The following is a 14,036-nucleotide window of genomic DNA, read 5'->3' as shown; positions in this document are numbered from 1 at the left end:
CATATAAAAAAATAAAAAAAGGTACGAATATGGCAAAAATATTAGTAATAACCGATGGAGCATATGGGTACAGGATTCAGGGGACTATAAATTCATTTGGAAAGAAAAATGAGTTTATAGGAATCTGTAAAATAGACAAACCCACCAATTTTATCGTTGATGAAATAGAATTACCTCAGGAATTAACAGATAAAGTTAAAGAAGCGGATATTTTATTACTATATACTCAGCATCCAGATAATACATACGAAGTTTGCAGGAAGGCAAAGGAGCTCAAAAAGAATATTGCAATAATAATTGCCACATGGAGTGGAGAGGGTCAGAAAAAAGAATTAAACAGGTTTGATGCCATATGTCCAGAGGAAATGTGTTTATTGGATGAAAAGGATGTAGGCGATTTAATAATTAAATATCCTCAGTTAAAAGAATTTTTAGAAGAATTTGGAGTTCCCAAGGTTGAAGTCCATATAAAGGATAATAAAGTTGAAGATGTAAAGGTGATTAGGACATCTATATGTGGAAGCACGTTATTTATGGCTAAATCTATGAAGGACCTTGATGCAAAAGATATAGAGAATTTAAGCAGAAAATCTGCAATGATAATTCAACGGTATCCTTGTGTGGCTGGAAAAATAAAAATATTTAGAAAAGAGTGCAAAAAGCAAAAAGCCCTGGACATCCATAAAAAAGCTGTATTAAATTGTATAAAAATTTAGTATTAAAATATATTAATTTATTTATTTTTAATGAGCTCGGCATCTACCACAATATGCCAAACTCCGGGTGCGTATTTTTTTATTTTATGTATTTTATATGATAGGAGCTCATACCCATGTTTTTCAGCGTGGTGTTTTATTTCGTTAATTGGTTCAGTGTTCATTATTTTTTCAGCTAATGTATCATGGTAGTGAATTGTGCATTTTTTCCCTTCTTTTAGAAATTCAAAAGCTTTATCTAAAAAGAATTTTGTCTTTAAAACATAACCCATAATTACCCTATCTGCCACATTTTTTAACTCCACATCCCTATTATCGCTTAATATTGGAATTACATTGTTTAATCTGTTTAATTTTACATTCTCGCATAGGTAATAATAAGAATCAGGATTTATCTCAATGGCATATATTTTTTTAGGTTTTGAGTATTTTGCCATTGGTATGGTGAAGTATCCTATGCCTGCAAACATATCAACAACAGTTTCATCTGGATTTGAAATATATGCCATTCTCTTTCTCTCTTCAATGTTTCCCATGCTCCACATTACCTTTGAAACATTAATTTTAAATAAACATCCGTGTTCTTTATGTATTGTTTCTGTTTCAGTTCCATAAAGTATTTTTATAGTTGGTTTTCGCATATCTCCCTTAATATAATCATATTTAACTATTGTTTTACATTTTGTTTTATCTACTAAATAATTTATTTCTTCATCTGTCAAATCCTTCTTTACAAGTACTATATCTCCGATTTTTTGATATTTTAGTGTCATGTTATCACGATTTTTCTTTTTTTAGTGATAACATAGAAAAACCGAAGGTTTTTCAGATGTTATTACCGTTTTTTCTCTTTTTAGGCAATGACATAGAAAAACTGAAGTTTTTCTGAACTATCACAGTATTATATATGATAATTATAATTATATTCAGTGGTGATATTGTGGATTATGTATGCGATTATATTATTAAAAACTATATTAAAAATAAAAACAATAAAAAAAACAGCGAATCATTTAAAATAATAGAAATAGGAATTGGATATTATTTTAATGTGGCAAAATCACTTAATAATTATGAAAATTTAAATTTAATAGTAATAGATGCAAATAAGGACGCAATAGAAAAGGCAAAAAAAGAAGGATTAAACGCCTTTGTTGATGATATATTTAATCCAAAATTGGATGTTTATAAAGATGCAGATTTAATATACTCTATAAGACCACCAAGGGACCTACAACCGTTTATATTGGATATATGTAAAAAATACAACATCCCATTACTAATAAAACCACTTTATGGGGAAACGCCAATAAGTGATTTGAAATTGATTAATTATAAGGGGAATGCTTTGTATATGTGGGATTAAGGTGAAATTATGAATGTCGATATAAAAAACCTTCCAATTACTGACAACCATATTCATGTAGATGGAGTAAATGGATACGGTGCTGAAAAGGTTGCAAAAATCTTTAAAAATGCCGGTGGAAAGGTAATGATTGTCTTGAATAAACCTGCCTTCAATGGCGACTTAAAAAAGCCAATGGATGTGTTAATAAAGGACATTGAAATCATAAATAAAAATGTGGATGGTGTTAGTGCCTATGGTTTAGTTGGTGTCCATCCTGCGGAGCTCACCGTAATGATAAATAAAGGCATGGAACTAAACGAAGCAAAAAACAAAATGATTGATGCCCTTGACTACGCAAAAAAGCTTATTGAGGAAAATGATTACTTAGTCGGAATTGGAGAAGTTGGAAGACCCCACTATCCAGTAAATAATGAAATATGGGAAGCTTCAAATGAGATACTACTATATTCAATGGAAATTGCAAAAGACCTAAATTGTGCCATGCAAATCCATGCTGAAAGTGCGTCGGAGGAGCAGTTTAAAGAATTCAGAGATATGGCTAAATCCGTTAATTTAAATCCTGAAAAGGTTATAAAACATCACTGTGGAGATATGGTGTTGGAAGGGGAAAAATATGGAATATTTCCTTCAATAGTGGCATCTAAACCAGTATCAGAAGCTGTAAAAAAGTCCCTTAGATTTGTGATGGAAACAGATTACATAGATGATTTAAAAAGACCGGGCGTTGTTTTAGGGATAAAAACAGTTCCAAGAAGGACAAAAAAACTTATAGATTCGGGATTACTTGATGAGGAGGGAGTTTATAAAATTCATAAGGAAAATATTGAGAGATTATATAATATCGAATTATTTTAATTATTTTTTATAATGTTTGCTATTTGAACGGAATTAGTAGATAAATTAAATAATCTCCGATAAATGGGGTAATTATATAAGATATTGTGATGGGAATTATCAGGGGAATCATAGGGGTTACATAGATATATTCATTGTCATCATATTTTGAAAAATCGTCATCTTCTGACGAAGGAAAAAATTTAAAATCATCTTCACGACCCATTATAAGCCTGTTTTTATCTTTTGCATCCTTAACCTTCATTTTTTCTCCAAAGCATAATATAATAAATTGTTTAATACTCTTTGGTTTAGCTCCATTTATAAGATTCTTTAAAAGAATAATTATTGGCAAAAAAATCATAAAAAACATGCCGTTTATAAACACCATTATTGGAAATGTGGGGATGTAATTGATATTTAAAATACTTCCAAAAGTGGAATGAATCGGCATGTCATACTTTGGAGTGAGAGCTCCCATACCCATTAACACTTTGCCATCTCCTCCCCCTACGCCGCATAAAAACATTAAGTAGCCCAATATAAAACACAACACAAATCCAGAAATGGAATTGATTAAATAATAGTAATTTCCAGTGGTAATTGATAAATATATATGATACCCCAATCCAAAAACTACCATGGATATCCAAATATAATCCTCAATCTCCCTACTTCTAAAATCCTGTATTGATGCCACAAGAAGCCCTATTAAACCAAATATATAATTTATCATAAATACCCCTATTTTATATTTATTTTATATTTTTTCATTTTATATTTTTTTAGACCTTAATACCCTATATCCTCCCTTAATGGTTATTATTCCCACGCAAACTTTAAAAAAGTTTGCTATTCAAATCCAACCTCCACTACGCTTCGCTTCGTGTCGGTTGGAACTTTATATTAATGCCTTAATTTATATTTTTTAGACCTTAATACCCTATATCCTCCCTTAATGGTTATTATTTCCACATTTCCAAAAACTTCTTCCATAAATTTTGTAAGTGATTTTGCCCCATGTTTTGTTTGGATAACTACCCAGATGCTACCGTTATCTTTTAAAAGTTCCTTTCCTTCCTTTATTATTCTATGAATTATTTCCTTTCCTGCTTTTATTGGAGGATTTGAAATAATTACATCATATTTTTTATTCTTAACATTTTCGTATAAATCCCCCTGAACAACCGTTATATCTTTATCCTTACTTATATCGTTTAATTTTATGTTTTCTTTTGCAAGCTTTACTGCCCGTTTGTTTATATCAGTCATTGTTATGGAATTTACCTCATCGGCTATTGCTATGCCAACAACACCATATCCACAACCAATATCAAGCACATCATCGGTTTTATTTAATTCCAGTGCTTCAACCAATATTTTTGTGCCCTTATCTATTTTTTTAGGGGAAAATATTCCAGTATCTGTTTTAAAAATAAGTTTTTTATTCCTTAAAATTCCTTCAATTGTCATTTCTTTATGTGCTGATTCTGGTTTTTCAGAAAAATAGTGCATAATCTCACTTTTAATTTATATTTCATTTTTTAATTCACTTAATTTATTTATTTTAATTTTTATTATGTCTATTTTTATTATGGTATTAGTTAATTTTATATTTATAAATATGCAACTAATTTATTATAATAATCATTTAAATTATGGTGATTTAATGGCTAAATTTTTCGATGAAATATATTGCAACATAGACGAAAAAAGCATAATGGAAGAAGATGAAAAATATATAATGAAAACCTATGGAAGATTGCCTGTTGTTCTTGTTAAAGGGGAAGGAATGTATGTTGAAGACATAAATGGTAGGAAATACTTAGATTTCCTTGCGGGAATTGCCGTAAATAATATTGGACACTGCAACCCAGAAGTAGTTGAAACTATAAAAAAGCAAGCTGAAACCCTTATGCACACATCAAATATATACTATATAGTGCCACAGGTAAAACTGGCAAAAAAACTTGTTGAATTAAGTGGATTAGATAGGGCTTTTTTCTCAAACAGCGGTGCAGAGGCAAACGAAGCTGCAATAAAACTTGCAAGAAAATACGGTAAAAACAACGGCATCGGTGAAGGGGAAATAATTACGATGGAACACAGTTTCCACGGAAGGACTTTAACCACAATAACAGCAACGGCAAAACCAAAATATCAAGAAGGATATGAACCTCTTCCAAGAGGATTTAAATATGTCTCATTTAACGATTTAGAAGCTTTAAAGGAAAATATAACCAATAAAACTACTGCAATAATGCTTGAACCGGTCCAAGGGGAAGGAGGAGTATATATTGCAGATAAGGACTATTTAAAAGGCGTTAGAGACTTATGCGATGATAAAAACATTGTCTTAATATTCGACGAAGTTCAATGCGGTATGGGTAGAACTGGAAAAATGTTTGCATACGAACATTATAACATCAAACCAGATATACTCACCCTTGCAAAGGCTCTTGGTGCTGGATTCCCAATAGGTGCAACACTTGCAAAGGAAGAAATAGCTGATGCATTTACCCCAGGAAGCCATGGGACAACATTTGGAGGTAATCAACTTGCCTGTGCAAGTGCCTATGCTTCTGTTAGTATTGTGGAAGAGCTCCTACAAAACACCCAAAAAATGGGAGATTATTTTATTACCAAATTAAAGAATCTCAAAGATAAATATCCATTCATAAAGGAAATTAGAGGAATGGGATTAATGATAGGTATGGAATTGTCCTTTAACGGTGGAGATATTGTTAAAAAAATGCTTGAAAAAGGCTATTTGATAAACTGCACATCAGACACAGTTTTAAGATTCCTCCCCCCACTTATTGTGAAAAAAGAGCATATTGATGAATTGGTTGATGCATTGGATGAAGTATTTTCAGAAATAAATGAATAAAAGGGAATGTTATATTTTATTCTCTTTTGGTTTTTATTATCTCCTCCTTTTTATAAACAAAACTATCTGATTCCACATCTCTATCAATTAAACAGTTTGCCCCAATCCAGCAGGAGCTCCCAATTTTAACTCCTGGCATGAACGAAACTTGAACTCCTGTTTTTACATTATCCCCCATTATTACTCCAAGTTTTCTAACACTTTTAACAATTTTTCCTTTTATACTTACTTTAACAGGCTTATCATCAAATCTTAAATTTGCCGTAATGGTATTGCAGGCGATATTGCAGTTTTCTCCAATGATACTGTCCCCTACATAGGAAAGATGAGGAACCTTTGTATTTTTCATTATAATGCTTCCTTTTACCTCTGATGAGTTTCCAACTCCTGTATTTTCCATCAAAACGGTATTTGGTCGAATGTATGCCAATGGTCCAACAATTGCACCAGATTTAATTATTGCGGGTCCTTCAATTACAGTGTTATGTTTTATCTCTGCTCCTTCTTCTATTATTACATTTCCCTCAATTACAACATTTTTTCCAATTTTTCCCCTTATATTAGTTTTAATATCTTTTAAAAGATGTTTATTTGCATCGAGCAAGTCCCAAGGTCTTCCAATATCGTTCCAATATCCATTTAATTTTATACCCTTTATATTTCCATTTTGGATGAGCTCCTTTATAGCATCGGTGAGCTCTACCTCCCCCCTCTCCGATGGTTTTAAATTTTCCAATATCTCAAATATATTTTTTTCAAATTTATATATGCCTGCATTTATAAGGTTGGATTTTGGATTTTTCGGCTTTTCCTGTAATTCTATTATATTATCTTCATCATCTAAAACTACCACCCCAAAATTTTCAGGATTATCTACCTCAGTTAATGCCATTGCATTTTTATAATGCATAATATCTTTTAAATCGTCGTCAAAAATAACATCGCCGTTTATTACTAAAAAATCATCATTTATATGGTTCTTTGCCATTAAAACAGCATATCCTGTTCCATCAATTTCTTTCTGTTCTATAAAGGTTATTTTCGGGTGATTTTTGAAGTGGTTTATTATTATTTCCTTTTTATACTTTACAATCAAATATATATTATCTACAAAATCCTCAATTTTACCAATTATATGCTCCAAAATCGGCTTCCCTGCTATTGGAATCATTGGTTTTGGTCTGTTTTCAGTTAAAGGCATTAATCTTGTTCCTTTTCCCGCACATAATATAACTGCATCCATTATTTCCCTCACAATTATTAATTAATAAATTATTTCTGATAAATATCATTTAAATAACTTTTTGGGGGTCCATAATTCTTATTATTATAAAAATTATATTTATAATACTATTAAATAAATTATATCATAAAGTTATTTATATATAATAACTGTTCCAAATATTATATTATCACACAAAAAGGTGATATAGTGTTAAAAAAATTAATAGGATTATTAACAATCTTTATTGTGGCAGTTGGATTCTGCGGATGTATGGGCGGAACTAATGTCAATGGAACTACCACACAGACACAGACAGGAGTAGCCATAAATGAAGATACAGGAAAAATAAAAATAACAGACATGCTTGGAAGGGAAGTTGAAGTCCCCAAGGATGTAAATAAAATAGTGTGTGTAGGGCCGGGATGTTTAAGGTTAATTACCTACCTAAATGCAACAGATAGAGTTGTTGGTGTAGAAGATGCAGAAAAGAAATGGAGTATCTACGGGAGACCATACAGAATAGCTCATCCAGAATTTGCAGAGCTCCCAACTATTGGACAGGGCGGACCTAGTCCAAAGCCAAACCCTGAGGAACTTATTAAGGTTAAACCTGATGTAGTATTTGCATGCTACATAACGGAGGGACAGGCAAATGATTTGCAACAAAAAACAGGCATTCCTGTTGTTGTTTTGAGTTATGGAAAATTGGCAACATTTAATAACAAGGAGTTATTTGATTCCATAGAGCTCGCGGGAAAAATATTGGGCAAAGAAGGAAGAGCAAGTGAAGTTGTTAAATTTATAAAAGATTGCCAGACCGATTTAAACGAGAGAACAAAGAATATCTCAGATGATAAAAAACCAACAGTATATGTTGGAGGGATAGGATTCAAAGGAATGCATGGAATTGACAGCACATCCTGTAATTATCCGCCATTCATGGCAGTTAATGCAGAAAATGTTGTAGATGAATTAAACAAACCTTCACATGTGTTCATAACAAAGGAACAGCTCTTAAAGTGGAATCCAGATATAATATTTATTGATGAAGGCGGTATAAAACTTGTTAGAGAAGATTATAGTAAAAATCCTGAGTATTACAACTCATTGAAGGCATTTAAAGACGGAAATGTTTATGGACTTCTCCCTTACAACTACTACACAACAAACGTTGGCACAGCATTGGCAGATGCCTATTATGTGGGAAAAGTAATTTATCCAGATGAATTTAAGGACATTAATCCAGAGCAGAAAGCAGACGAAATATACACATTCCTTGTAGGAAAATCAGTTTATAATACAATGAAAGAGAAATTAGGAGGATTTGAAAAGCTAAAATTTGAATAATAATATTCAAATAAGGATTGGGTCAAAAAATCCATCAATCATCCTATCCTATTTAATTATTTTATTTTTATGAAATTTTCTCTATTTTTAAGATTAATTATTATAAACAGCTAAATATTTATATTTGATAATAATAATTTTTGGATAATACTAATTTTTATTAACATAATATTATATTATTACAGTGTCGATAAAATAAATTTACAGCCAATATTTAATTTAAATGTGATAATATGGATATTCCACAAAAATATAAACAATATACTGAAAAGAAGATAACTTTTGGGATTATATTATTAATAATCTTATTTTTAAGTGCAATATATGCAATGTGTGTTGGAGATTATAGATTAACTGTCAATCAGGTTGTAGATGCTTTAATAGGTAATGGAACAGGTAATGCGGAGTTAGTTATTTGGAATATTAGATTACCAAGGGTTTTTGCCGCAATAATCGCTGGAGTATCCATGGCTGTTGCTGGGGCAGTTATGCAGTGTATTTTAAGGAATCCCCTTGCAAGTCCATTTACAATGGGAATTTCTCATGGAGCAATGTTTGGTGCCGCACTCGCAATAATACTTCTCGGTGCAGGAGGTGCAGAAAGCACAGGTCGTATATTTGTAAATAATCCCTACTCCATTACAATTTTTGCATTTCTCGGTGCATTAATTGGAGTTTTTGTTATACTATTGCTTGCAAAACTGAGGGGGTTGTCTCCTGAGGCCATGATTTTGGCGGGGGTAGCTATGAGCTCACTATTTACAGCATCCACAATGTTGATACAATACTTCGCCGACGACTTACAGCTTGCGGCAATGGTCTATTGGACATTTGGAGACTTGGGAAGACCGCTATGGGATGAAATATACATTATGGTTGCAATTATGATTCCTGCATTGTTGTATTTTATATACAAGCGGTGGGACTACAACGCATTGGAGGCGGGAGAAGAAACTGCAAAATCATTGGGAGTTAATACCGAAAGAACCAGATTAATAGGGATGTTCATAGCTTCACTGTTAACCGCTGTAAATGTGGCATTCTTAGGAATAATTGGATTCATAGGGCTTATATGCCCCCACATTGTGAGGATATTTATTGGTGGAGATTATAGATTTTTAATTCCTATATCAGCACTATTTGGTGCGGTTTTGTTGTTAATTGCCGATACATTTGCAAGAACAATAATATCTCCAATAGTATTGCCTGTTGGAATACTAACGTCATTTATGGGAGCTCCGATGTTTTTGTATCTGATTATGAGAATGTATAAAAGGTAAAAAAGTGGTAATTATGATTCTTTCAGTTGATGGCATTGAGTTTTCATATAAAAGCAAAAGAATACTGGAAAATGTGAAATTTAAGGTTAATAGAGGAGATGTTGTTTCCATTCTTGGAGTTAATGGGGCTGGAAAATCAACACTTATAAAATGCATAAATAAAATTTTAAAACCAAAGCAGGGGACTATATTAATAGATAATTATGATATTGATAAACTGGATAATTTAGAAATTGCAAAGAAAATGGGATATGTTCCACAGCGGGCAGATGGAAACTACATGACTGTGTTTGATACTGTGCTTTTGGGAAGAAAACCCCACATAAAATGGGAAATATCAGAAAAAGATATTGAATTAGTAAATAATATTTTAAAACTTATGAATTTGGAAGATTATGCTTTAAGATACACAAATGAATTAAGCGGCGGCGAGTTGCAGAAGGTGATAATTGCAAGAGCTCTTGTTCAAGAACCTCATGTTCTCTTACTCGATGAACCTACAAACAATCTTGATTTAAAAAACCAGCTGGAATCCCTAAAAATTATTAGGGATATTTCAAAATCCAAGAATATTGCCTTAATTATTGTAATGCATGATTTGAATCTTGCTTTAAGATTTTCCGATAAATTTATAATGCTGAAAGATGGGAAGATTTTTGCAGAAGGTGGGAAAGAGGTAATTACTCCTGAAAATATTGAGGCAGTTTATGGCGTCAGAGCTCATGTGGATGAATACAAAGGAATACCCGTTGTTGTTCCGATATAATATGATAAAATAATAAAATAACAATATACATTAATATAACATTTTTATATTATTTAGTATATAACATGCATATTGTTTTTATTTTCTATTTTTTAATTTTAATTTACTACTATTTTTGGTGTAATTATGGATAAGATTAACGAAAATATACCCAAATCAAAGATTTGTGAATTGTCTGACGACAATATATTAATCCAGCTTAAAAAAATATTTCGGGAGGAAAACGATATATTATTTTTATGTCATCACAATGCAGACCCTGATGCAGTCGGTGCAGCTATTGGATTAAAGTATCTTGCAAATACATTAAATAAATCAAAAAATAAAAACATTAGAATATCTGCGAATTCTGTAAGCAAATTATCAAGGGCAGTATTGGATGAATTAAACGATAATATTGAGATTGTATATTATCCAAAATTGGCAAAAGTGGTTTTTTTTGTGGATACATCCAGCTTAAACCAAGTATCTGTTGATGAAAATAAATTAAAGGAATCAAAAATAATTTTAATCGACCACCATAGAAAAACAGATTTAATAAATTTATGCGATTTATACATTGTAAATGAAAGAGCTCCTTCCACCTGTGAAATAGTTTCAAATATATTTAGGGAAATGAATATATATCCACCAAAGAACATCCGAACTGCCCTATTATGCGGAATCGTCTATGATACAAAGCATTTAAAACTTGCAAATGAAGGGACATTCAATACAATAGCATGGCTTATAAAGGGAATAAGTTTCCAGAAGATTTTATACCTTCTTACTCAGGAAAGTGATGAAAGTAAGAGAATAGCACATTTAAAGGCATGTAGTAGGATGGAATTAAAGGAAGTAAATAAATGCGTTATTGCACTATCTCATGTGAGCTCCCACGAGGCATCCTGTGCAAAAACAATAGTGTCCATTGGTGCAGATGTGTCCTTTGTGGTTGCAGTGAGGAAGAGAGACCGAGAAATAAGAATAAGTGCGAGATGTAGAAAATCCATTTCAAGAAAAGTTCATCTGGGTAGTTTGATGGAAAAGATTGCAAAGGAACTGGGTGGAAAAGGCGGGGGCCATGCAGAAGCCGCAGGTTTAAATGCAAAATATGAGAAGGGAAGAAATAAAGATGAAGTTATAAAAGAAGTTTTAAATTTATGTTATGGGATGTTTAAAAAAGAATTTATTAGTTAATAAAATTTAATGGTGAGATTATGAAACTTGAAGAAAATGAGATATTCAACAGCTACTTTAAAAATTTATCAGATAGGGAAAGGGCAGTTTTTGAAGGAGGTATTACTCTCGGAGCTCTGTTTCATCAATTCGTTGGAACGCCTATAAGTTTAAAAAATAAGGAGATATTAGAAAAATCCATTGAAGAAGCTATGAAAAATCAACCTTGTGTTGAAGATATTAAGGTTGAAATTGTTGGAGATTTAAAAGAAGATAAATATGTTTCATTGGATGGCAATATGCTAAATGTTAAATTAAAGATAAAAGTAAATAATACTATTGCATCGTTAAGATTAAGATATATCAAAGAGTTGGATTATCCACTAATGTATGTTGAAGAGATTTTATAATTTTTTAATGTTAATTATTTATCATATTTTTATTTCTTAAAATTAAGATTGTAATTAATAGAATACTGAGAATTAGCGCAGGAATTGGAGGTGGCACCTTCATAGGTGTCGAAGCCGTAGATGTGCTATTATATGTTAGTTCAAAATCCTTAACAACATAATAATTGTTATTGATTGATCCCTCTAATTGCAAAATATTATCCCCATGTATTTCAAAATAACTTTTATCTACTGGAACACTTACATAACCCTCATTAAATGGAGCTTTATTATTTGTATCATCGATAGTATATATGAGATGACCATTCAGATATAAATATATTTTAGTGGTAGTGTTAAAAGTTGCAGCTCCATAATGGGTAAATCTTAAGAGATACTTATCTTCACTTGAATCTATATTCAAAGGGAAAGTATAATTATCGTAAGGAACAGTTTTTGTTAATCTTAAATCACCTCCAATATCTATCGTTTCACCATAAACCATTCCAAATAAACTAAAAATTAGCAGCATTAAAAACATAATTTTTTTAAACATATTACCGCCCTAAATAACTTTTTAAATATTAATTTAATTATATTTATATACAAGTTTTTAACAATACATTCTTGTTTGTTATAATACATTTTTTAAATAAAATAAATTTACAATTTTCATTTAAAATATTACCTAAAAACTTCATATCTATTTTATAAAATTTTTTCTTTAAATTTTGATTAATTTAATTAAAATTTAAATAAGTATGAGGATACCATGAACGGACTAAAAATATACATTGAAGGATACGGTTGCACGCTGAATACAGCAGATACAAATATAATAAAAAATTCAATAGCTGTATTTAAAGATTTTCAAATAGTTCAGAACCCAGAAGATGCAGATATCATAGTTATAAATACATGTGCTGTTAGGTTGGAGACAGAACACAGAATGATTTCAAGAATAGAACATTTTAAATCCTTAAACAAAAAAGTTATTGTAGCAGGATGTATGCCAAAGGCATTGAAGGAAAAGGTCGAAGATAAAGGCGATGTTTTAGTAATGCCAAAAGAGGCGCATCTATCTGGAAATATAATTCACGAGTATGTAATTCATAATAGATATAATCCATGCAATAATTCATCATCTATAGACTTAAATGATAAATTAAAATACCTAAAACCTGAAAACTCTTTAATTATGCCGCTCCCTATTTCAGAGGGATGTGTTGGAAAATGCTCCTACTGCATTGTCAAGGTTGCCCGTGGAAGATTAATATCTTATGATAGGGATTTACTAATTAAAAAGGCAGAGGAATTTATAAACAACGGAGTGAAGCACATCCTTATAACTTCACAGGATACCGCATGCTATGGATTTGATAAAAATGACACCCTTCCGAACTTAATAAATGATATTGCCTCTATTGATGGAGAATTCGATATGAGAATTGGAATGATGCATGCGAAAAATGTTCCTCATATAATTGATGAGCTCATAGAATCATACCAAAATGACAAAGTTGCAAAATTCTTGCATCTGCCTATTCAAAGTGGAGATGACCAAGTTTTAAAGGATATGAGAAGAGAATACACCGTCGATGAATTTATTAGCATAGTAAATGAATTTAAAAGAAAAGTGAAAGACTTGAACTTCAATACAGATATAATTGTTGGATTCCCTACTGAAAAAGAAGAAAACTTTGAGAACACTCTTGAAGTTTTGAAAAAAATAAATCCTGATTATATCCACGGTGCAAAATACACCCAGAGAAAGCATACCGAAGCAGCTAGATTAAAACAGGTAGATACAAAAGTTAGGAAAAAAAGGTCTGAGATATTGGATAAATTAAGAAGGGAGCTCAGCTATGAAAATAATAAAAAGTATATTGGAAAGACATTGAAGGTTTTAATTACTGAAAAGGATAAAGGAATTGCCCATAACTGCAAAGTTGTTAAATTTAACAGTGAAAATAAAAACATAAACATTGGAGAGTTTAGAAATGTAAAAATAACCGACGCAAAGACTTTTGGTTTGTTTGGGGAGATATTGGATTAATAGAAA

The 14,036-nt window shown here is 31.2% G+C and carries 15 protein-coding genes; 10 read left to right on the top strand and 5 right to left on the bottom strand.

Going from position 1 to position 14,036, the window contains the following annotated elements:
* Window positions 1-29: 29 nt before the first annotated feature.
* Window positions 30-716, top strand: a complete 687-nt coding sequence (locus tag Mjas_RS04395; RefSeq protein WP_421078543.1) for a DUF166 domain-containing protein — start codon at window positions 30-32, stop codon at window positions 714-716.
* Between the two features lie 17 nt (window positions 717-733).
* Here the strand turns inward: Mjas_RS04395 and taw2 are convergent, their stop codons facing one another.
* A complete protein-coding gene (gene taw2, locus Mjas_RS04390) occupies window positions 734-1,489 on the bottom strand; it encodes a tRNA(Phe) (4-demethylwyosine(37)-C(7)) aminocarboxypropyltransferase Taw2 (protein ID WP_421078542.1) in 756 nt (251 codons plus the stop codon).
* A gap of 167 nt (window positions 1,490-1,656) precedes the next feature.
* Here taw2 and Mjas_RS04385 point away from each other — a divergent pair, with 167 nt between their 5' ends.
* Both Mjas_RS04385 and Mjas_RS04380 read left to right on the top strand, forming a co-directional pair.
* Window positions 1,657-2,082 (top strand): UPF0146 family protein, encoded by a 426-nt coding sequence (locus Mjas_RS04385; RefSeq protein ID WP_421078541.1) that lies wholly within the window; start codon window positions 1,657-1,659, stop codon window positions 2,080-2,082.
* Window positions 2,083-2,091: 9 nt separating this feature from the next.
* A complete protein-coding gene (locus tag Mjas_RS04380) occupies window positions 2,092-2,940 on the top strand; it encodes a TatD family hydrolase (protein ID WP_421078540.1) in 849 nt (282 codons plus the stop codon).
* A 19-nt stretch (window positions 2,941-2,959) separates the two neighbouring features.
* Here the strand turns inward: Mjas_RS04380 and flaK are convergent, their stop codons facing one another.
* Window positions 2,960-3,655, bottom strand: coding sequence for a preflagellin peptidase FlaK (gene flaK / locus Mjas_RS04375; RefSeq protein WP_421078539.1), 696 nt, complete (start codon window positions 3,653-3,655; stop codon window positions 2,960-2,962).
* A gap of 170 nt (window positions 3,656-3,825) precedes the next feature.
* Complete coding sequence (locus Mjas_RS04370; protein ID WP_421078538.1) at window positions 3,826-4,434, bottom strand: class I SAM-dependent methyltransferase; 609 nt, start codon at window positions 4,432-4,434, stop codon at window positions 3,826-3,828.
* Between the two features lie 205 nt (window positions 4,435-4,639).
* On the opposite strand from Mjas_RS04370, the gene Mjas_RS04365 reads away from it, so the two are divergent.
* A complete protein-coding gene (locus tag Mjas_RS04365; RefSeq protein ID WP_421078568.1) occupies window positions 4,640-5,809 on the top strand; it encodes an aspartate aminotransferase family protein in 1,170 nt (389 codons plus the stop codon).
* Window positions 5,810-5,825: 16 nt separating this feature from the next.
* Here Mjas_RS04365 and glmU read toward each other — a convergent pair whose 3' ends face one another.
* Window positions 5,826-7,052 (bottom strand): bifunctional sugar-1-phosphate nucleotidylyltransferase/acetyltransferase, encoded by a 1,227-nt coding sequence (gene glmU / locus Mjas_RS04360; RefSeq protein ID WP_421078537.1) that lies wholly within the window; start codon window positions 7,050-7,052, stop codon window positions 5,826-5,828.
* 189 nt (window positions 7,053-7,241) lie between these two features.
* Between glmU and Mjas_RS04355 the strand changes: the two genes are divergently transcribed.
* The 5 genes from Mjas_RS04355 to Mjas_RS04335 all read left to right on the top strand — a co-directional run bounded on the left by Mjas_RS04355 (window position 7,242) and on the right by Mjas_RS04335 (window position 11,995).
* The gene (locus Mjas_RS04355) at window positions 7,242-8,381 is read left to right on the top strand and encodes an iron ABC transporter substrate-binding protein (protein WP_421078536.1); all 1,140 of its coding nucleotides are present in this window, start codon (window positions 7,242-7,244) and stop codon (window positions 8,379-8,381) included.
* A 233-nt stretch (window positions 8,382-8,614) separates the two neighbouring features.
* Window positions 8,615-9,661: a FecCD family ABC transporter permease gene (locus tag Mjas_RS04350; protein WP_421078535.1), complete on the top strand. Its 1,047-nt coding sequence runs from the start codon at window positions 8,615-8,617 to the stop codon at window positions 9,659-9,661.
* Window positions 9,662-9,674: 13 nt separating this feature from the next.
* Window positions 9,675-10,427 carry an ABC transporter ATP-binding protein gene (locus Mjas_RS04345; protein WP_421078534.1) on the top strand — a complete coding sequence of 251 codons (753 nt, stop codon included), beginning with the start codon at window positions 9,675-9,677 and terminating at the stop codon, window positions 10,425-10,427.
* Between the two features lie 126 nt (window positions 10,428-10,553).
* Window positions 10,554-11,606 carry a DHH family phosphoesterase gene (locus Mjas_RS04340; protein WP_421078533.1) on the top strand — a complete coding sequence of 351 codons (1,053 nt, stop codon included), beginning with the start codon at window positions 10,554-10,556 and terminating at the stop codon, window positions 11,604-11,606.
* A 20-nt stretch (window positions 11,607-11,626) separates the two neighbouring features.
* Window positions 11,627-11,995 carry a dihydroneopterin aldolase family protein gene (locus Mjas_RS04335; protein WP_421078532.1) on the top strand — a complete coding sequence of 123 codons (369 nt, stop codon included), beginning with the start codon at window positions 11,627-11,629 and terminating at the stop codon, window positions 11,993-11,995.
* Between the two features lie 10 nt (window positions 11,996-12,005).
* On the opposite strand, the gene Mjas_RS04330 is transcribed toward Mjas_RS04335, so the two are convergent.
* Window positions 12,006-12,530, bottom strand: coding sequence for a hypothetical protein (locus tag Mjas_RS04330; RefSeq protein WP_421078531.1), 525 nt, complete (start codon window positions 12,528-12,530; stop codon window positions 12,006-12,008).
* A gap of 216 nt (window positions 12,531-12,746) precedes the next feature.
* Between Mjas_RS04330 and Mjas_RS04325 the strand changes: the two genes are divergently transcribed.
* Window positions 12,747-14,030 (top strand): tRNA (N(6)-L-threonylcarbamoyladenosine(37)-C(2))-methylthiotransferase, encoded by a 1,284-nt coding sequence (locus Mjas_RS04325; RefSeq protein WP_421078530.1) that lies wholly within the window; start codon window positions 12,747-12,749, stop codon window positions 14,028-14,030.
* The last annotated feature ends 6 nt before the right edge of the window (window positions 14,031-14,036 follow it).

Origin of the sequence: Methanothermococcus jasoni (genome assembly GCF_049075655.1) — an archaeon.
Taxonomy (GTDB): domain Archaea; phylum AGJL01; class Methanococci; order Methanococcales; family Methanococcaceae; genus Methanofervidicoccus.
Note: the sequence above shows the minus strand (reverse complement) of the source record. Positions and strands in the feature narration are given on the sequence as shown.

Excerpts from the sequence above, each read along its gene's own strand:
- Mjas_RS04395 (WP_421078543.1), top strand. The coding sequence starts at position 30 with ATGGCAAAAATATTAGTAATAACCGATGGAGCATATGGGTACAGGATT.
- taw2 (WP_421078542.1), bottom strand. The coding sequence starts at position 1,489 with ATGACACTAAAATATCAAAAAATCGGAGATATAGTACTTGTAAAGAAG.
- Mjas_RS04380 (WP_421078540.1), top strand. The coding sequence starts at position 2,092 with ATGAATGTCGATATAAAAAACCTTCCAATTACTGACAACCATATTCAT.
- flaK (WP_421078539.1), bottom strand. The coding sequence starts at position 3,655 with ATGATAAATTATATATTTGGTTTAATAGGGCTTCTTGTGGCATCAATA.
- Mjas_RS04370 (WP_421078538.1), bottom strand. The coding sequence starts at position 4,434 with ATGCACTATTTTTCTGAAAAACCAGAATCAGCACATAAAGAAATGACA.
- Mjas_RS04365 (WP_421078568.1), top strand. The coding sequence starts at position 4,640 with ATGGAAGAAGATGAAAAATATATAATGAAAACCTATGGAAGATTGCCT.
- glmU (WP_421078537.1), bottom strand. The coding sequence starts at position 7,052 with ATGGATGCAGTTATATTATGTGCGGGAAAAGGAACAAGATTAATGCCT.
- Mjas_RS04350 (WP_421078535.1), top strand. The coding sequence starts at position 8,615 with ATGGATATTCCACAAAAATATAAACAATATACTGAAAAGAAGATAACT.
- Mjas_RS04345 (WP_421078534.1), top strand. The coding sequence starts at position 9,675 with ATGATTCTTTCAGTTGATGGCATTGAGTTTTCATATAAAAGCAAAAGA.
- Mjas_RS04340 (WP_421078533.1), top strand. The coding sequence starts at position 10,554 with ATGGATAAGATTAACGAAAATATACCCAAATCAAAGATTTGTGAATTG.
- Mjas_RS04335 (WP_421078532.1), top strand. The coding sequence starts at position 11,627 with ATGAAACTTGAAGAAAATGAGATATTCAACAGCTACTTTAAAAATTTA.
- Mjas_RS04330 (WP_421078531.1), bottom strand. The coding sequence starts at position 12,530 with ATGTTTAAAAAAATTATGTTTTTAATGCTGCTAATTTTTAGTTTATTT.
- Mjas_RS04325 (WP_421078530.1), top strand. The coding sequence starts at position 12,747 with ATGAACGGACTAAAAATATACATTGAAGGATACGGTTGCACGCTGAAT.